This is a genomic window from Enterobacter sp. WI-ESBL-E8, assembly GCF_053364895.1.
On the sequence record NZ_JBRWXJ010000001.1, the window covers coordinates 4822688 to 4840897 of the forward strand.

The following is an 18210-nucleotide window of genomic DNA, read 5'->3' on the forward strand; positions in this document are numbered from 1 at the left end:
GTGGCGCTACGCTTAGCCTGCCAGGAAGAAACGGAACGCCGGGTTATGGGTTTCATCGTGACACTCATAGCCCAGTTCGTTCAACCGCGTTTCAAAATCAGGCTCGTGCTCGCCCAATTCGAACGCCGCCAGCACGCGGCCGTAATCAGTGCCGTGGCTGCGGTAGTGGAACAGGGAAATGTTCCAGTGGGTGCCCAGCGTATGCAGGAACTTGAGCAACGCACCCGGTGATTCCGGGAACTCAAAGCTGAACAGGCGTTCCTGGAGCGGCTTCGAGGGGCGGCCGCCTACCATGTAGCGCACGTGCAGCTTCGCCATCTCATCGTCGGAAAGATCCACCACGCTATAGCCACCGTTGTGCAGCAGGCTAAGGATCTCTTTACGCTCCTCCAGGCCACGGCTTAAACGCACGCCGACAAAAATGCAGGCGTCTTTCGCATCGGCGAAACGGTAGTTGAATTCCGTGACAGAACGGCCGCCCAGCAGCTGGCAGAACTTGAGGAAGCTGCCCTTCTCTTCCGGAATGGTCACCGCCAGCAGCGCTTCACGCTGTTCCCCCAGCTCGCACCGCTCGGAAACGTAGCGCAGGCCGTGGAAGTTGACGTTAGCCCCTGAAAGCACGTGCGCCAGACGCTCGCCGCGAATGTTGTGCTGGGCGATGTATTTTTTCATCCCCGCCAGCGCCAGCGCGCCGGACGGTTCCGCCACCGCACGCACATCCTCGAACAGATCCTTCATCGCCGCGCAGATAGCGTCGCTGTCTACGGTGACAATATCGTCAAGATACTCCTGGCAGAGGCGGAAGGTTTCATCGCCGATGCGTTTTACCGCCACGCCTTCAGCAAACAGCCCGACGCGCGGCAGGTCTACCGGATGACCCGCATCCAGCGCCGCCTTCAGGCAGGCAGAGTCTTCCGCTTCCACGGCAATGACTTTGATCTGCGGCATCAGCTGCTTGATCAGCACCGCGACACCTGCCGCAAGGCCGCCACCGCCAACCGGAACGAATACGCGGTCGAGATGAGCGTCCTGCTGCAGCAGCTCAAGCGCCAGCGTACCCTGACCGGCAATCACCATCGGATGATCGAACGGCGGCACCCAGGTAAAACCCTGCTGCTGCGCCAGCTCGATCGCTTTGGCTTTCGCTTCGTCAAAATTGGCGCCGTGAAGCAGCACTTCACCGCCAAAACCGCGCACCGCATCGACCTTGATATCCGCCGTGGCGACCGGCATCACGATCAGCGCCTTCAGCCCCAGACGGGCAGACGAGAACGCAACGCCCTGGGCGTGGTTGCCCGCCGAGGCGGTAATCACGCCGCGCGCTTTTTGCTCGTCGGTCAGCCCGGCCATCATCGCGTAGGCTCCGCGCAGCTTGAAGCTGTGCACCGGCTGGCGGTCTTCGCGCTTCACCAGAATCACATTATCGAGGCGCGAAGAGAGTTTTTCCATTTTCTGCAGGGGCGTGACCTGCACGGCTTCATAGACCGGCGCGCGCAGCACCGCCCGGAGATATTCCGCCCCCTCAGGGGCGGCGGATAAGGGTTGCGACTCGGCCATCATTAGCCCCCAAGTTTAGATTTATCGCGCACCGCGCCTTTATCTGCACTGGTGGCAAGGCTCGCGTAAGCACGCAGGGCGAAGGAGACTTCGCGCTGGCGATCTTTCGGCGTCCAGGCTTTGTCGCCGCGCGCTTCCTGCGCTTCACGACGGGCCGCAATTTCCTGGTCGCTCAGCTTCAGCTGAATACCCCGATTCGGAATGTCGATTTCGATCAGGTCGCCATCTTCGATGATGGCGATGTTGCCGCCGCTTGCCGCTTCTGGCGAGACGTGGCCGATGGAGAGACCGGAGGTCCCACCGGAGAAACGACCGTCGGTGATCAGCGCGCAGGCTTTACCGAGGCCCATCGATTTCAGGAAGGTGGTTGGGTAGAGCATCTCCTGCATGCCGGGGCCGCCCTTTGGCCCTTCGTAGCGGATGACAACCACGTCGCCTTCTACCACTTTGCCACCGAGGATAGCATCCACCGCGTCGTCCTGGCTTTCGTACACTTTTGCCGGGCCGGTGAATTTCAGGATGCTGTCATCCACGCCTGCGGTTTTCACGATACAGCCGTTTTCGGCAAAGTTACCGTACAGAACGGCCAGACCGCCGTCTTTGCTGTAGGCGTGTTCAAGAGAGCGGATGCAGCCTTCGGCGCGGTCGTCGTCCAGGGTGTCCCAGCGACAGTCCTGGGAGAACGCCTGAGTGGTGCGAATGCCCGCCGGGCCCGCGCGGAACATCTTTTTCACCGCGTCGTCTTTGGTCAGCATCACGTCGTATTGGTCCAGCGACTCCGGCAGCGTCAGGCCGAGCACGTTTTTCACGTCACGGTTCAGCAGCCCGGCGCGATCCAGCTCGCCAAGAATACCCAGCACGCCGCCCGCGCGGTGCACGTCTTCCATATGATATTTCTGGGTACTCGGCGCGACTTTACACAGCTGCGGCACTTTACGGGACAGCTTGTCGATGTCGCTCATGGTGAAGTCGATTTCGGCTTCCTGCGCGGCGGCCAGCAGGTGCAGAACGGTGTTGGTGGAGCCGCCCATGGCGATATCCAGCGTCATCGCATTTTCAAACGCCGCTTTGCTGGCGATATTGCGCGGCAGCGCGCTGGCGTCGTCCTGCTCGTAGTAGCGTTTAGTCAGCTCAACGATGCGTTTACCGGCGTTGAGGAACAGCTGCTTACGGTCTGCGTGGGTCGCCAGCAGCGAGCCGTTGCCAGGCTGGGACAGGCCCAGCGCTTCAGTCAGGCAGTTCATGGAGTTGGCGGTGAACATCCCGGAACAGGAGCCGCAGGTCGGACACGCGGAGCGCTCAACCTGGTCGCTCTGCTCGTCAGAGACTTTCGGGTCCGCGCCCTGGATCATCGCATCGACCAGGTCGAGCTTGATGATTTTGTCGGAAAGCTTGGTTTTACCTGCTTCCATCGGACCACCGGAAACGAAGATCACCGGAATGTTCAGGCGCAGGGAGGCCATCAGCATCCCCGGGGTGATTTTATCGCAGTTGGAGATACAGACCATCGCATCAGCGCAGTGGGCGTTAACCATGTACTCAACCGAGTCGGCGATCAGCTCGCGCGACGGCAGTGAATAGAGCATGCCCCCGTGACCCATCGCGATACCGTCATCCACCGCAATGGTGTTGAACTCTTTCGCCACGCCGCCGGAGGCTTCGATTTGCTCGGCAACCAGCTTACCGAGATCGCGCAGGTGCACGTGGCCCGGTACAAACTGGGTGAAGGAGTTCACCACGGCGATAATCGGCTTGCCGAAATCGGCGTCGGTCATTCCGGTGGCGCGCCACAGTGCGCGGGCACCCGCCATATTACGGCCGTGGGTGGTGGTGGCTGAACGATACTTAGGCATGCTTTATTTACTCCCGTCTGACTATTCAATGGGACGGTGCGTGCCGTCCCAAATTTATATTTAGTGATTAACCTGATCCAACCAGCCGTATTTGTCTTCTGTTTCGCCCGTAAAGAGGCCGAAGAAGGCTTGCTGAATGCGTTTGGTAACCGGGCCACAGCGGCCTTCACCCACCTGAATGCCGTCTACGCTGCGCACCGGCGTGATTTCAGCTGCGGTACCGGACATGAACACTTCATCGGCCAGATACAGGGATTCGCGGGACAGCACCTGCTCGCGCACTTCAATACCCAGATCTTTCGCCAGCTTGATGATGGCGTCACGGGTGATGCCCGGCAGCGCGGACGAGGTGAATGGCGGCGTGAACAGAATGCCGTCTTTCACTTCAAACAGGTTTTCACCTGCACCTTCGGAGATGTAGCCATTCACATCGAGCGCGATACCTTCCTGGTAGCCGTGACGGCGCGCTTCGCTACCGACCAGCAGGGAAGAGAGGTAGTTACCGCCCGCTTTAGCGGCGGTTGGAATAGTATTTGGCGCAACGCGGTTCCAGGAAGAGACCATTGCGTCGATCCCCTGCTCCAGAGCTTCTGCACCCAGGTAGGCACCCCACGGGAACGCGGCAATGATCACATCGGTGTTGTAACCGGCTGGCGGGTTAACGCCCATACCGACGTCACCCACGAAGACCAGCGGACGAATATAGGCGCTGGTCAGGTTGTTCTTGCGAATCACCTCGCGGCAGGCTTCCATCAGCTCTTCAACGCTCTGAGAAACCGGGAAACGATAAATTTTGGCTGAGTCATGCAGACGCTGCATGTGTTCACGATGACGGAACACCACTGGCCCTTTGTGAGAATCGTAGCAACGGATCCCTTCAAAGACTGAAGTACCGTAGTGGAGCGCGTGGGACATCACGTGGACCTTCGCGTCCTCCCAGCGAACCATCTCACCGTTGAACCAAATGTAATCAGCTTTTTTTGTCGTCATTTTCTCTTCCTGTCACGCTTAAGCGCGGATTTGTTGTGATGTGGTTGTGCTCTGGCAGATGGCAACATGGGCAACGTCTACCAGCTTTGATAACTGACTAAACAGTAAGTCGACCGGGCGCGGGCTGGCAACGGTTAATTCGATACTGATGTTTTGCGCATCGGTGGCCGTCTCCATATTCATAGAGCAAATCTGAAAGCCACGATGACGGACCACGCGCAAAACGCGTTCTAATGTTTCCGGGTTGAAGCGAGCCTGCACGGCAACCTGATGTTGCATCATGATAATTTCTCCAGCATTTGTGAGTTACTGGCACCTGGCGGTACCAACGGCCAGACATTCTCAAGCTCGTCGATTGAGACATGAAGCAGGTAAGGCCCTTCGCTTGACAGCATGGTGTCGAGTGCCGCTTCAACCTGGTCTTTACGGGTGATGTGCTGGCCGGGGATACCAAACGCATTGGCCAACATGAGGAAATCGGGGTTATCGGTGAGGGTGGTTTCGCTGTAACGCTCCTGGAAAAACAGCTGCTGCCACTGGCGAACCATCCCTAAACGCTGGTTATCGAGCAACACGATTTTCAGCGGTAACTGCTTGCGCTTCACGGTGCCCAGCTCCTGCACGTTCATCATGAAGGAGCCGTCACCGGAGATACAGATAACCGTATCGTTCGGGCGGGCAACCTGCGCGCCAACGGCAGCAGGTAAGCCGAAGCCCATCGTGCCTAATCCGCTGGAGGTGATGAAATTTTCCGGGCGGGTGTAGGTCATGTGCTGCGCTGACCACATCTGGTGTTGCCCCACATCCGTCGTCACCACGCTGTCTGCCGGTTTACGGTCGGACAACTGCTTCAACAGCAGCGGTGCGTAGATGGCATCGCCAGGATGGTCGTAACGCCATGCGTGTTCAGCGCGCATGTCTGCGGCGTGCTGACGCCACGCGTTGATATCCAGGGGCTGCTGCAATGCCGGTAACAGCGCATTCAGATCGCCCTGCAAGGCGACATGCACCTGACGCAATTTGTTCATTTCCGCCGGGTCGATATCCATATGGATCACTTTGGCATTCGGCGCGAAGGTATTCAGCTTGCCGGTAACGCGATCGTCAAAACGGGCGCCTACGGCGATGAGCAGATCGCACTCCTGCACCGCCAGGTTTGCCGCTTTAGTGCCGTGCATCCCCAGCATGCCCAGATAGTATGGGTAGTTCGCGTCTACGGCACCCAGACCTTTCAACGTGCAGGTGGCAGGCATTTGCGTCACCGCGATAAATTCACGCAGGGCGGGAACGGCCTGCGCCATGCCTACGCCACCGCCGACGTACAGCATTGGCTGTTTCGCCTGCGATATCATCTGACGCGCCTCTTCAACTTCCGCATGCGGAAACGCATCATCGCTTTCAACGGTGGAGAAGTGCGGTTCCAGATCGCCGAGAGCTACCTGGATATCTTTCGGGATATCAACCAGAACCGGGCCGGGGCGGCCAGAGCTCGCAACCTCAAATGCTTCAGCCATTACGCGCGGCAATTCTTCCAGAGACTGGACGAGGAAGCTGTGTTTGGTGCAGGCCAGCGATAAGCCGAGTACGTCGACTTCCTGGAAAGCATCGGTACCGATGAACGAAGACGCAACCTGACCGGTGATGGCAACAACGGGAACGGAATCCAGCAACGCATCAGCCAGGCCGGTGATCAGGTTAGTTGCCCCGGGGCCGGAGGTGGCCATGCAAACGCCGGTTTTACCGGTGGCGCGCGCATAACCGATCGCCGCCATCGCTGCGCCCTGCTCGTGTCGGCACAACAGGTGCTCCACGCCGCCGTCATACAGTGCATCGTAAATCGGCATAATTGCGCCACCTGGATAACCGAATACTGTTTCGACTCCCTGCGCGCGCAACGCATGTACTACCCACTGTGCCCCATTCATAGTTAGTTCCCCGTCATAAATCGGGAGAAACAGAATTTTGTGCTAGTCTTCATTCTCTGCTCCTCATTTGCGTTTTTTAATCATAAAAAAACCCCCGGACCTTTCGGTGCGGGGGTCTTAGTTCGTTAAGGCTTGATTTCTAAGCCTTTCCTCGTCCAAGTGCAGCCCCGCACGGTGGGATAATAATCACCACCACGCTAATCACGACCAGGCTAATCACTCGTAGAAGGGCTGTCATTTTCAGTTCTATTTGCATCTTGTTCGAAGGAATACCTAAAGAGTTATCACAGTTTTTAAATCAAACACAAGATTTATTTATGACCACTTTGGTTAGCTTGCGAAGCATATCTTTAAAAATCATTGTCTTATATGAAAAAAATAGATGGTGAATATTTTTCATTTTTTTTGGCGTACAGGAGGCATCAAAACGAGCAATTTTTTTCTGCGATGAGGCTTCCATTAAGAGGAAATGATTACATATTGCCGCTAAAAGTCTGGAATAGCCGCAGTAAATCACAAAAATCGCACTAAATATGCGAAAACGACACTGGCATAGTCAAGCCCCGAGGAGGTGCTTATGTCACTGTCAGTTGTTTATACCCGCGCGGCTATTGGAGTAAAAGCACCGCTTATTTCCGTAGAGGTTCATCTGAGTAACGGACTCCCTGGATTGACGCTTGTCGGCTTGCCGGAGACAACGGTGAAAGAAGCCAGGGACCGGGTCCGCAGCGCTATTATCAATAGCGGTTATACCTTCCCGGCGAAGAAGATCACTATCAACCTCGCACCTGCGGATCTGCCAAAAGAGGGAGGGCGATATGATTTACCTATCGCTATTGCGCTTCTCGCGGCCTCTGACCAGCTTAATACGTCCAGGCTAGGCTCGTATGAGTTCATCGGTGAACTGGCGCTTACAGGTGCATTGAGAGGCGTTCCTGGCGCCATCTCAGGTGCGCTGGAAGCCATTCATGCCGGTAGAGAAATCATTCTTGCCAATGAAAATGGTGCTGAAGTGAGCCTGATAGCCGAGAAAGGATGCCTTATAGCCGGGCATTTGCAGGAGGTTTGTGCGCACCTTGAAGGGCGACATGCGTTGTCAGAGCCCGAGGAAGCGGAAGATATCATTCCTGAAAGTCCCGACGATCTCAGCGATATCATCGGTCAGGAGCAGGGAAAGCGAGCGCTGGAGATCACCGCCGCCGGCGGGCATAACCTGTTGCTTATTGGTCCGCCGGGTACAGGAAAAACAATGCTGGCGAGCAGGCTGAATGGGTTACTCCCTCCACTCAACAACCATGAAGCACTGGAAAGCGCTGCGATATTGAGTCTGGTGAGTTCAGTGTCGTTGCAAAAGCAGTGGCGTCGTCGCCCTTTCCGCTCTCCGCATCACAGCGCTTCACTGACGGCCATGGTTGGGGGAGGCTCTATCCCGGGGCCGGGAGAGATCTCACTGGCACATAACGGTATTCTGTTTCTTGATGAGCTTCCTGAGTTTGAGCGGCGCGTGCTGGATGCCCTAAGGGAGCCCATCGAATCCGGTGAGATCCATATCTCACGTACCAGAGCCAAAATAAGCTATCCCGCGCGGTTTCAGCTGGTTGCGGCAATGAACCCCAGCCCATCGGGGCATTATCAGGGGAATCACAACCGCTGTACGCCAGAACAGACGCTGCGATATCTGGGGAAGTTATCGGGCCCTTTCCTGGATCGTTTCGATTTATCTCTGGAGATCCCTTTACCTCCTCCCGGCCTGCTCAGCCAGAGCAGTGTCAGAGGGGAGAGTACAGTAGAGGTTCGCGACAGGGTTATCGCTGCTCAGGCCCGGCAGTATATGCGGCAAAATAAACTGAATGCCCGCCTGGATAATGCTGAGATCCGGCAGTTTTGCCAGCTAAAGGGTGAGGACGCAAAGTGGCTGGAAGAAACGTTGACGCGTTTTGGGCTCTCTATTCGCGCGTGGCAGCGCCTCTTAAAAGTGGCCCGTACTATCGCCGATGTGCAAAAGTGCCATGAAATTGAGAGACAACATCTGCAGGAAGCGTTGAGCTATCGGGCTATCGATCGTTTGCTTGTGCACCTGCAAAAGTTACTGGCGTAAAAAAGGGGCCGTAGCCCCTTTTTTATTAGTCGTCAGACTCGGTGTAATCTTCTGCACCTTCCATCTGCGGCTTACCGCCAGACAGCGTATGGAAACGCTTTGGACGCTTAATGCGCGCCATGTACTTGATCCATACACGTTCTGCTTCAGATTGTGGCTCACGCTCACCACGGCACACGGAGACAAACTGCTTTTCATCTTCAGTTGCAGGCTCACGTTTACCCAGATCCAGCTCGTTAAAGGCATAACCATGACGCTCAAGCAGCTGCGCCTCTTTGATGGTGAAATCGCCGTGACGAGAGAACCCGCGCGGATAATGTTTATTGTCGAAAAAACGATTAGTCGTCGTAAAGCTTTCCGCCATCCTACACGCTCCTAATTCTTTGGCCGAGCTATTTATGGCGCGGAGTATTAGTTACGCTTGACAGAGTGTAAAACAAAACATTTAAATCATAACGACAAATAATTTTGCGGAGAAAGATGTGGATACGGAATTGCTAAAAACTTTCCTTGAAGTGAGCAGAACACGCCACTTTGGGCGAGCAGCTGAAGCCCTTTACCTGACGCAGTCAGCGGTCAGTTTTCGTATTCGACAGCTGGAAAATCAACTGGGTGTGAATCTTTTTACCCGCCATCGCAACAACATCCGCTTAACGCCTGCCGGTGAGAAACTGCTCCCGTACGCAGAAACGCTGATGAATACCTGGCAGGCAGCACGCAAAGAGGTTGCACATACGTCCAGGCACAATGAGTTTTCGATAGGGGCCAGTGCTTCCCTGTGGGAATGTATGCTAAGTCAGTGGCTTACGCGGCTGTATCATTCTCATGGTCATTTGCAATTTGAAGCCAGAATTGCGCAACGGCAGTCGCTGGTTAAGCAACTTCATGAGCGCCAGCTTGATCTTTTGATCACGACCGAGGCCCCAAAGATGGATGAATTCAGCAGCCAGATTATTGGCCAGTTTGGCCTGGCTCTCTATGCTTCTGAACCTTCAATGATGAAGAGTGACCTGACCTATTTGCGCCTGGAATGGGGGCCCGATTTTCAGCAGCATGAGACGGGATTGATTGCCCCTGATGATGTCCCACAGTTAACGACCAGCTCTGCGGAGATCGCCTGTCAGCAGCTGTCCTTGTTGAAGGGTTGTACCTGGTTACCTGTTCGCTGGGCCGATACTAAAGCCGGGCTGCATACCGTGATGGATTCAACCACGCTTACCAGGCCGCTGTATGCGATTTGGCTGCAAAATAGTGATAAACAATCGCAGATAAAAGATCTGTTAAAAATCAATGTCATGGATTGATACATCAGCCAGCAGAGATGCTGGCTGAAAATTTAGAAGAGGGGGGTTACAGTATTTCAGGCAAAAAAAATCCTTTGCCGAAGCAAAGGATTATATATGGCAGGGGCGGAGAGACTCGAACTCGCGACACCCGGTTTTGGAGACCGGTGCTCTACCAACTGAGCTACGCCCCTAAAGTTTTTTGCCATTAAGCCTGCCAATTAGGCAGGCTTAATGTTTTAATAAGTGGCGGAACGGACGGGACTCGAACCCGCGACCCCCTGCGTGACAGGCAGGTATTCTAACCGACTGAACTACCGCTCCACCGAAGACTGCTTGTAACCACCGGATTTATGCACCGGCTTACTACTTAATTTGATGCCTGGCAGTTCCCTACTCTCACATGGGGAGACCCCACACTACCATCGGCGCTACGGCGTTTCACTTCTGAGTTCGGCATGGGGTCAGGTGGGACCACCGCGCTAAAGCCGCCAGGCAAATTCTGTTAAATCTGTATCAGAGCTGAAAATATCGTGTCTCATCCGCCAAAACACCTTCGGCGTTGTAAGGTTAAGCCTCACGGTTCATTAGTATCGGTTAGCTCAACGCATCGCTGCGCTTACACACCCGACCTATCAACGTCGTAGTCTTCAACGTTCCTTCAGGACTCTCAAGGAGTCAGGGAGAACTCATCTCGGGGCAAGTTTCGTGCTTAGATGCTTTCAGCACTTATCTTTTCCGCATTTAGCTACCGGGCAGTGCCATTGGCATGACAACCCGAACACCAGTGATGCGTCCACTCCGGTCCTCTCGTACTAGGAGCAGCCCCCCTCAATTCTCCAGCGCCCACGGCAGATAGGGACCGAACTGTCTCACGACGTTCTAAACCCAGCTCGCGTACCACTTTAAATGGCGAACAGCCATACCCTTGGGACCTACTTCAGCCCCAGGATGTGATGAGCCGACATCGAGGTGCCAAACACCGCCGTCGATATGAACTCTTGGGCGGTATCAGCCTGTTATCCCCGGAGTACCTTTTATCCGTTGAGCGATGGCCCTTCCATTCAGAACCACCGGATCACTATGACCTGCTTTCGCACCTGCTCGAGCCGTCACTCTCGCAGTCAAGCTAGCTTATGCCATTGCACTAACCTCCTGATGTCCGACCAGGATTAGCTAACCTTCGTGCTCCTCCGTTACTCTTTGGGAGGAGACCGCCCCAGTCAAACTACCCACCAGACACTGTCCGCAACCCGGATCACGGGTCTACGTTAGAACACCAGCCATTAAAGGGTGGTATTTCAAGGTCGGCTCCACGCAGACTGGCGTCCACGCTTCAAAGCCTCCCACCTATCCTACACATCAAGGACCAGTGTTCAGTGTCAAGCTATAGTAAAGGTTCACGGGGTCTTTCCGTCTTGCCGCGGGTACACTGCATCTTCACAGCGAGTTCAATTTCACTGAGTCTCGGGTGGAGACAGCCTGGCCATCATTACGCCATTCGTGCAGGTCGGAACTTACCCGACAAGGAATTTCGCTACCTTAGGACCGTTATAGTTACGGCCGCCGTTTACCGGGGCTTCGATCAAGAGCTTCGCGTTACCGCTAACCCCATCAATTAACCTTCCGGCACCGGGCAGGCGTCACACCGTATACGTCCACTTTCGTGTTTGCACAGTGCTGTGTTTTTAATAAACAGTTGCAGCCAGCTGGTATCTTCGACTGATTTCAGCTCCACCCGCAGGGGCTTCACCTACATATCAGCGTGCCTTCTCCCGAAGTTACGGCACCATTTTGCCTAGTTCCTTCACCCGAGTTCTCTCAAGCGCCTTGGTATTCTCTACCTGACCACCTGTGTCGGTTTGGGGTACGATTTGATGTTACCTGATGCTTAGAGGCTTTTCCTGGAAGCAGGGCATTTGTTACTTCAGCACCGTAGTGCCTCGTCATCACACCTCAGCGTTAAAAGAGTTCCGGATTTACCTAAAACTCCCGCCTACATGCTTAAACCGGGACAACCGTCGCCCGGCTAACATAGCCTTCTCCGTCCCCCCTTCGCAGTAACACCAAGTACAGGAATATTAACCTGTTTCCCATCGACTACGCCTTTCGGCCTCGCCTTAGGGGTCGACTCACCCTGCCCCGATTAACGTTGGACAGGAACCCTTGGTCTTCCGGCGAGCGGGCTTTTCACCCGCTTTATCGTTACTTATGTCAGCATTCGCACTTCTGATACCTCCAGCATGCCTCACAGCACACCTTCAACGGCTTACAGAACGCTCCCCTACCCAACAACACATAGTGTCGCTGCCGCAGCTTCGGTGCATGGTTTAGCCCCGTTACATCTTCCGCGCAGGCCGACTCGACCAGTGAGCTATTACGCTTTCTTTAAATGATGGCTGCTTCTAAGCCAACATCCTGGCTGTCTGTGCCTTCCCACATCGTTTCCCACTTAACCATGACTTTGGGACCTTAGCTGGCGGTCTGGGTTGTTTCCCTCTTCACGACGGACGTTAGCACCCGCCGTGTGTCTCCCGTGATAACATTCTTCGGTATTCGTAGTTTGCATCGGGTTGGTAAGCCGGGATGGCCCCCTAGCCGAAACAGTGCTCTACCCCCGAAGATGAATTCACGAGGCGCTACCTAAATAGCTTTCGGGGAGAACCAGCTATCTCCCGGTTTGATTGGCCTTTCACCCCCAGCCACAAGTCATCCGCTAATTTTTCAACATTAGTCGGTTCGGTCCTCCAGTTAGTGTTACCCAACCTTCAACCTGCCCATGGCTAGATCACCGGGTTTCGGGTCTATACCCTGCAACTTAACGCCCAGTTAAGACTCGGTTTCCCTTCGGCTCCCCTATACGGTTAACCTTGCTACAGAATATAAGTCGCTGACCCATTATACAAAAGGTACGCAGTCACACCACGAAGGTGCTCCCACTGCTTGTACGTACACGGTTTCAGGTTCTTTTTCACTCCCCTCGCCGGGGTTCTTTTCGCCTTTCCCTCACGGTACTGGTTCACTATCGGTCAGTCAGGAGTATTTAGCCTTGGAGGATGGTCCCCCCATATTCAGACAGGATACCACGTGTCCCGCCCTACTCTTCGAGTTCACAACCTGTGTGCTTTCGTGTACGGGGCTGTCACCCTGTATCGCCGGACTTTCCAGACCGTTCCACTAACACACAAGCTGATTCAGACTCTGGGCTGCTCCCCGTTCGCTCGCCGCTACTGGGGGAATCTCGGTTGATTTCTTTTCCTCGGGGTACTTAGATGTTTCAGTTCCCCCGGTTCGCCTCGTTAACCTATGTATTCAGTTAACGATAGTGCAACGAATTGCACTGGGTTTCCCCATTCGGACATCGCCGGGTCAAAGGTTCATATCACCTCGCCGGCGCTTTTCGCAGATTAGCACGTCCTTCATCGCCTCTGACTGCCAGGGCATCCACCGTGTACGCTTAGTCGCTTAACCTCACAACCCGAAGATGTTTCTTTCGATTCATCGTCGACTTGCGAAAATTTGAGAGACTCGAACACACCATTAAAGATGTGTCGTTTCAATTTTCAGCTTGATCCAGATTTTTAAAGAGCAAAACTTCGCAGTGCACCTTTTCAGGTTCACTCTGAAGTTTTCTTGTGTTCGCAGTAAAAGATGGTGGAGCTATGCGGGATCGAACCGCAGACCTCCTGCGTGCAAAGCAGGCGCTCTCCCAGCTGAGCTATAGCCCCATCGTTTTGCAATCTCTGTACCGCTCATCCTTTAAAAGGAGTTTGGTAGGCCTGAGTGGACTTGAACCACCGACCTCACCCTTATCAGGGGTGCGCTCTAACCACCTGAGCTACAAGCCTGCAGAGATTTTTACTGCTGTTTTTCATCAGACAATCTGTGTGAGCACTACAAAGGCAGGTTCTTTAAGGTAAGGAGGTGATCCAACCGCAGGTTCCCCTACGGTTACCTTGTTACGACTTCACCCCAGTCATGAATCACAAAGTGGTAAGCGCCCTCCCGAAGGTTAAGCTACCTACTTCTTTTGCAACCCACTCCCATGGTGTGACGGGCGGTGTGTACAAGGCCCGGGAACGTATTCACCGTAGCATTCTGATCTACGATTACTAGCGATTCCGACTTCATGGAGTCGAGTTGCAGACTCCAATCCGGACTACGACGCACTTTATGAGGTCCGCTTGCTCTCGCGAGGTCGCTTCTCTTTGTATGCGCCATTGTAGCACGTGTGTAGCCCTACTCGTAAGGGCCATGATGACTTGACGTCATCCCCACCTTCCTCCAGTTTATCACTGGCAGTCTCCTTTGAGTTCCCGGCCGAACCGCTGGCAACAAAGGATAAGGGTTGCGCTCGTTGCGGGACTTAACCCAACATTTCACAACACGAGCTGACGACAGCCATGCAGCACCTGTCTCAGAGTTCCCGAAGGCACCAAAGCATCTCTGCTAAGTTCTCTGGATGTCAAGAGTAGGTAAGGTTCTTCGCGTTGCATCGAATTAAACCACATGCTCCACCGCTTGTGCGGGCCCCCGTCAATTCATTTGAGTTTTAACCTTGCGGCCGTACTCCCCAGGCGGTCGACTTAACGCGTTAGCTCCGGAAGCCACGCCTCAAGGGCACAACCTCCAAGTCGACATCGTTTACGGCGTGGACTACCAGGGTATCTAATCCTGTTTGCTCCCCACGCTTTCGCACCTGAGCGTCAGTCTTTATCCAGGGGGCCGCCTTCGCCACCGGTATTCCTCCAGATCTCTACGCATTTCACCGCTACACCTGGAATTCTACCCCCCTCTACAAGACTCTAGCCTGCCAGTTTCGAATGCAGTTCCCAGGTTGAGCCCGGGGATTTCACATCCGACTTGACAGACCGCCTGCGTGCGCTTTACGCCCAGTAATTCCGATTAACGCTTGCACCCTCCGTATTACCGCGGCTGCTGGCACGGAGTTAGCCGGTGCTTCTTCTGCGGGTAACGTCAATCGACAAGGTTATTAACCTTATCGCCTTCCTCCCCGCTGAAAGTACTTTACAACCCGAAGGCCTTCTTCATACACGCGGCATGGCTGCATCAGGCTTGCGCCCATTGTGCAATATTCCCCACTGCTGCCTCCCGTAGGAGTCTGGACCGTGTCTCAGTTCCAGTGTGGCTGGTCATCCTCTCAGACCAGCTAGGGATCGTCGCCTAGGTGAGCCGTTACCCCACCTACTAGCTAATCCCATCTGGGCACATCTGATGGCAAGAGGCCCGAAGGTCCCCCTCTTTGGTCTTGCGACGTTATGCGGTATTAGCTACCGTTTCCAGTAGTTATCCCCCTCCATCAGGCAGTTTCCCAGACATTACTCACCCGTCCGCCGCTCGTCACCCAGGAGCAAGCTCCCTGTGTTACCGCTCGACTTGCATGTGTTAGGCCTGCCGCCAGCGTTCAATCTGAGCCATGATCAAACTCTTCAATTTAAGTTTGATGCTCGTGAATTAAACTTCGTAATGAATTACGTATGTTCACTCAGAGACTTGGTATTCATTTATTGTCCGAAGACATTAAGAATCCATGTCACTTTGAGTGCCCACACAGATTGTCTGATAAATTGTTAAAGAGCAGTTGCAACGCGGCTTTCAGCTCACCGTTGCGAGGTCCCGTATATTACGTTTTCCTCATTCAGAGTCAAGTGATTATTTTCGCTTTTCTCTGTTGGCGTTCATCTCTGAACCCCGCTAACCCGGCGGCCTGTAAGCCGTTGTTCCGTGTCAGTGGAGGCGCATTATAGGGAGTTCTCAGACGTTGACAACCCCTCTTTTAAAAAAAACGTTCAACCGTCTCTTTTTTGCTCAAAACCGTGCTACAGCGCTAGTTTTTCGAGCGTTTCAAAGCCATAACGGCGTAAAACGGGTAAAAGTTGCTCGGTCTCTTTGGTGATTGCCATACAAAAAGCGATATTCTCATCGGCAGATTTTGCATCCGGCGCTTCGTGTTCCAGCAGCCAGGCCGTACGACGGGCGATAGCCGCCCCCGAATCTACCAGGCGCGTCCCCTCCGGCAGAACCTCTAACAGTTCTTCCTGTAATAGCGGGAAGTGGGTGCAGCCCAGCACAACGGTATCCGGTGGTTCCGGCATCCGCAGCCATGGACGAAGAATACGACGCAACTCGTCGAGTGATACCGCCTTTCCATGCAGCTTCGCTTCGGCCATCTCCACCAGCTCGGCCGAGCCGAGCATCGCAATCTGGCATTCGTTAGCAAAACGGTCGATCAGCTCGCGGGTATAAGGACGCTTTACCGTACCCCGCGTTGCCAGCAAACCCACAATACCGTTCGCCGTCAGGCGGGCAGCGGGCTTTATTGCCGGAACAACGCCCACAACCGGGAACGGGAATTTTTCACGCAGGGCAGGAAGGGAGACGGTGCTCGCCGTATTACAGGCGATGACGGCCAACGCAAGGGGATAGCGCTTTTGTACCGCAGTGACGATTTCAACCACACGCTCAACAATAAAGTCTTCGCTCTTTTCCCCATAGGGAAAAGCGACGTTATCGAAGGCGTAGATGTAATGGAGATCCGGCAGGAGATGCCGAATCTCATCATAGACCGAAAGCCCACCGACGCCGGAATCAAACACCAGCACGGTGGGACGCGGATTAGAAGGTGTAGCTGCCAGACAAGGTGTATTCCCGTCCTGCAGTTTGGTAGCCATAAACTGTCTCGTAATCTTTATCGAACAGGTTGGCTATTTTACCACGAACTGTGAGGTGTGAGGTGACAGGATACGAAACTGCGACATCCCACAGGCTAACGCCGCCCATTTTCACTTTCTGACTCGGCCAGGTACCGAAGTCGGTATCGTACCGCGTTCCCAGATAGTGATAAGTCAGGCTCCAGTCAAAATCATAAATTTGCGTATCAAGCTGATACTTCACCTGCTGCTTAGCGCGACGATCCAGTAGCTGGTTGGTTGCCGCATTGCGTGCATCAACATAGTCATAACCCACAGTATGCATGACCGGGCCCGTATCAAACGACGCGGTAGCTTCGATACCTTTAATACGCGCTTTGCCGACGTTGTAATACGCCTGGAGGTTATTGTTGAAGTCGATAAGATTATCAACGTCATTACGATAGCCGGATATCCGCCAGCTCACGCCTGCCGTCAGGCCTTCAAACGCGCCTTCCCACTGCTTGCTCTCTTCAGGATCAAGACGGTCATTACCGTAAATTCCGTAGAGTTGCCCCTGATTCGGTGCTTTATAGGCCGTGCCATAAGAAGCAATGAAACGATAACCGTCAATAAACTCCCAGGCCGCACTACTCTGCCAGGTGCCATGACGTCCAAACTGAGAGTTGTCGTCGCTGCGAACCGCCCCTTCCAGAGTGACGTCACCAAACTGCTGCAACCCGGTCAGGTAGACGCCCGTGTTGCGAATGTCGTAGGCATTCGACACATAGTTGGTGTTAGGTTCTGTACTCTGCTTCTGCCAGTCGATACCCGCGCCGATATTACCGTGGCCCACGTCCACAGAGTTTGTCCACTGAACGTTGTACTGTTTGATTTCATCCAGCGTCGCCGTGGAATCATAACGACCAAGATGCGGATCGTAGTTAAAATCCTTACTGTGGCTGTAACTGGAAAGCAATTGCGAATGGAAGATATCTTCGTTGAAGCGCAGTCCGGCATCCCAGGTCTGGCTATATAGCTGGCGGGTATCAACCAGCGCGCCTGGACTGTAATAAGCGTCATAGGCAGTACGGTTGCTGTAGCCATACCCGCGAACGAAGCCGCTCCATTGATCGGAGAACGCATGCTCCAGCGCACCGTAGATCGTTTTATTCATGTAGCCGTCACGATCGGTTTGCGGAACGCCGCCGTTGTTACCGTCCGCCACCACGTCAAAGCCTTTGGTATACGTGTAATCCCCTGCCAGCGTCACGCGCGTGGCGTCACCCAGCGTCTGCTGAGTACTGCCGCCATAATTTTGGTAACCGTGCGAGCCTACGCCTGCATTCAGAGTCGTACCGTCCTTGGCGCGGGTGGTAATGATATTCACCACGCCACCAATCGCATCGGAGCCATACACCGCCGAACGCGGGCCACGAATGTATTCGATACGCTGCACCAGCGCGATAGGGAACTGGCTGAGATCGGACGATCCCGTAACGCCCGCCTGATTAAGGCGGATCCCGTCGACGAGGATAAGAACATGGCTGGAGTTTGTGCCGCGAATAAAGAGTGAAGAAGACTGTCCCATTCCGCCGTTTTGTGCGGTATCCACACCCGGCAGGCGGCGCATGACATCCAGAACAGAGGTTGACTGCCAGCGGTCAATATCGGCACGTGTGACAACGGAGGTTGCCGCCAGAATAGATTTTTCAGGTTGTTCAAAACGATTTGCCGTCACCACCAACGAGTCTGCGCTATCCTGCGCCCAGCCCGAAAATGCCGTGACGGACAACGCCGTCAACAGCGATACTTTTTTAATCATTGTTAAAGCATCCACAATATAAGAAGGAT

The 18210-nt window shown here is 54.3% G+C and carries 12 protein-coding genes, 4 tRNA genes and 3 rRNA genes; 2 read left to right on the top strand and 17 right to left on the bottom strand.

The genetic code is table 11. From position 1 onward, the window contains the following. Nucleotides 1-12 precede the first annotated feature (12 nt). The 7 genes from ilvA to ilvL all read right to left on the bottom strand — a co-directional run bounded on the left by ilvA (nucleotide 13) and on the right by ilvL (nucleotide 6563). Nucleotides 13-1557, bottom strand: a complete 1545-nt coding sequence (gene ilvA / locus ACWHWP_RS23015; protein ID WP_123138600.1) for a threonine ammonia-lyase, biosynthetic — start codon at nucleotides 1555-1557, stop codon at nucleotides 13-15. A gap of 2 nt (nucleotides 1558-1559) precedes the next feature. Next, complete coding sequence (gene ilvD / locus ACWHWP_RS23020; RefSeq protein ID WP_047345484.1) at nucleotides 1560-3410, bottom strand: dihydroxy-acid dehydratase; 1851 nt, start codon at nucleotides 3408-3410, stop codon at nucleotides 1560-1562. Between the two features lie 60 nt (nucleotides 3411-3470). Next, nucleotides 3471-4400, bottom strand: coding sequence for a branched-chain-amino-acid transaminase (gene ilvE, locus ACWHWP_RS23025; RefSeq protein WP_059311512.1), 930 nt, complete (start codon nucleotides 4398-4400; stop codon nucleotides 3471-3473). Between the two features lie 18 nt (nucleotides 4401-4418). After that, a complete protein-coding gene (ilvM, locus tag ACWHWP_RS23030; RefSeq protein WP_003860184.1) occupies nucleotides 4419-4682 on the bottom strand; it encodes an acetolactate synthase 2 small subunit in 264 nt (87 codons plus the stop codon). Further along, nucleotides 4679-6325, bottom strand: a complete 1647-nt coding sequence (gene ilvG, locus ACWHWP_RS23035; RefSeq protein WP_059311510.1) for an acetolactate synthase 2 catalytic subunit — start codon at nucleotides 6323-6325, stop codon at nucleotides 4679-4681. Before ilvG ends, ilvM begins: the two co-directional genes overlap by 4 nt. Nucleotides 6326-6327: 2 nt before the next feature. Next, complete coding sequence (ilvX, locus tag ACWHWP_RS23040) at nucleotides 6328-6378, bottom strand: peptide IlvX (RefSeq protein ID WP_207389462.1); 51 nt, start codon at nucleotides 6376-6378, stop codon at nucleotides 6328-6330. Nucleotides 6379-6464: 86 nt separating this feature from the next. Beyond that, nucleotides 6465-6563 (bottom strand): ilv operon leader peptide, encoded by a 99-nt coding sequence (gene ilvL / locus ACWHWP_RS23045; protein WP_001311244.1) that lies wholly within the window; start codon nucleotides 6561-6563, stop codon nucleotides 6465-6467. Between the two features lie 339 nt (nucleotides 6564-6902). On the opposite strand from ilvL, the gene ACWHWP_RS23050 reads away from it, so the two are divergent. Continuing rightward, nucleotides 6903-8423: a YifB family Mg chelatase-like AAA ATPase gene (locus ACWHWP_RS23050; RefSeq protein ID WP_063431719.1), complete on the top strand. Its 1521-nt coding sequence runs from the start codon at nucleotides 6903-6905 to the stop codon at nucleotides 8421-8423. 25 nt (nucleotides 8424-8448) lie between these two features. On the opposite strand, the gene ACWHWP_RS23055 is transcribed toward ACWHWP_RS23050, so the two are convergent. Beyond that, the gene (locus ACWHWP_RS23055; RefSeq protein WP_008501577.1) at nucleotides 8449-8787 is read right to left on the bottom strand and encodes a DUF413 domain-containing protein; all 339 of its coding nucleotides are present in this window, start codon (nucleotides 8785-8787) and stop codon (nucleotides 8449-8451) included. 118 nt (nucleotides 8788-8905) lie between these two features. Here ACWHWP_RS23055 and hdfR point away from each other — a divergent pair, with 118 nt between their 5' ends. Then, nucleotides 8906-9727 (top strand): HTH-type transcriptional regulator HdfR, encoded by an 822-nt coding sequence (gene hdfR, locus ACWHWP_RS23060; RefSeq protein ID WP_059311508.1) that lies wholly within the window; start codon nucleotides 8906-8908, stop codon nucleotides 9725-9727. A gap of 97 nt (nucleotides 9728-9824) precedes the next feature. Here the strand turns inward: hdfR and ACWHWP_RS23065 are convergent. The 9 genes from ACWHWP_RS23065 to btuB all read right to left on the bottom strand — a co-directional run bounded on the left by ACWHWP_RS23065 (nucleotide 9825) and on the right by btuB (nucleotide 18181). After that, a tRNA-Trp gene (locus tag ACWHWP_RS23065) sits at nucleotides 9825-9900 on the bottom strand. 53 nt (nucleotides 9901-9953) lie between these two features. Beyond that, a tRNA-Asp gene (locus tag ACWHWP_RS23070) sits at nucleotides 9954-10030 on the bottom strand. Nucleotides 10031-10086: 56 nt separating this feature from the next. Beyond that, nucleotides 10087-10202: ribosomal RNA gene (gene rrf / locus ACWHWP_RS23075) — 5S ribosomal RNA — on the bottom strand. Nucleotides 10203-10272: 70 nt separating this feature from the next. Then, nucleotides 10273-13177 (bottom strand): 23S ribosomal RNA (locus tag ACWHWP_RS23080). A gap of 181 nt (nucleotides 13178-13358) precedes the next feature. Continuing rightward, nucleotides 13359-13434 (bottom strand) — tRNA-Ala (locus ACWHWP_RS23085). Between the two features lie 43 nt (nucleotides 13435-13477). Further along, nucleotides 13478-13554 (bottom strand) — tRNA-Ile (locus ACWHWP_RS23090). 69 nt (nucleotides 13555-13623) lie between these two features. Then, nucleotides 13624-15163, bottom strand: a 16S ribosomal RNA gene (locus ACWHWP_RS23095). Together the 16S, 23S and 5S rRNA genes with 4 tRNA genes alongside form the textbook arrangement of a ribosomal RNA operon. Before the next feature lie 383 nt (nucleotides 15164-15546). After that, entirely contained in the window at nucleotides 15547-16398 is an 852-nt protein-coding gene (murI, locus tag ACWHWP_RS23100; RefSeq protein WP_447856524.1) for a glutamate racemase, read from the bottom strand. Beyond that, complete coding sequence (gene btuB, locus ACWHWP_RS23105) at nucleotides 16343-18181, bottom strand: TonB-dependent vitamin B12 receptor BtuB (protein WP_447856526.1); 1839 nt, start codon at nucleotides 18179-18181, stop codon at nucleotides 16343-16345. Before btuB ends, murI begins: the two co-directional genes overlap by 56 nt. Between the last annotated feature and the right edge of the window lie 29 nt (nucleotides 18182-18210).

Excerpts from the sequence above, each read along its gene's own strand:
- ilvA (WP_123138600.1), bottom strand. The coding sequence starts at position 1,557 with ATGGCCGAGTCGCAACCCTTATCCGCCGCCCCTGAGGGGGCGGAATAT.
- ilvD (WP_047345484.1), bottom strand. The coding sequence starts at position 3,410 with ATGCCTAAGTATCGTTCAGCCACCACCACCCACGGCCGTAATATGGCG.
- ilvE (WP_059311512.1), bottom strand. The coding sequence starts at position 4,400 with ATGACGACAAAAAAAGCTGATTACATTTGGTTCAACGGTGAGATGGTT.
- ilvM (WP_003860184.1), bottom strand. The coding sequence starts at position 4,682 with ATGATGCAACATCAGGTTGCCGTGCAGGCTCGCTTCAACCCGGAAACA.
- ilvG (WP_059311510.1), bottom strand. The coding sequence starts at position 6,325 with ATGAATGGGGCACAGTGGGTAGTACATGCGTTGCGCGCGCAGGGAGTC.
- ilvL (WP_001311244.1), bottom strand. The coding sequence starts at position 6,563 with ATGACAGCCCTTCTACGAGTGATTAGCCTGGTCGTGATTAGCGTGGTG.
- ACWHWP_RS23050 (WP_063431719.1), top strand. The coding sequence starts at position 6,903 with ATGTCACTGTCAGTTGTTTATACCCGCGCGGCTATTGGAGTAAAAGCA.
- ACWHWP_RS23055 (WP_008501577.1), bottom strand. The coding sequence starts at position 8,787 with ATGGCGGAAAGCTTTACGACGACTAATCGTTTTTTCGACAATAAACAT.
- murI (WP_447856524.1), bottom strand. The coding sequence starts at position 16,398 with ATGGCTACCAAACTGCAGGACGGGAATACACCTTGTCTGGCAGCTACA.
- btuB (WP_447856526.1), bottom strand. The coding sequence starts at position 18,181 with ATGATTAAAAAAGTATCGCTGTTGACGGCGTTGTCCGTCACGGCATTT.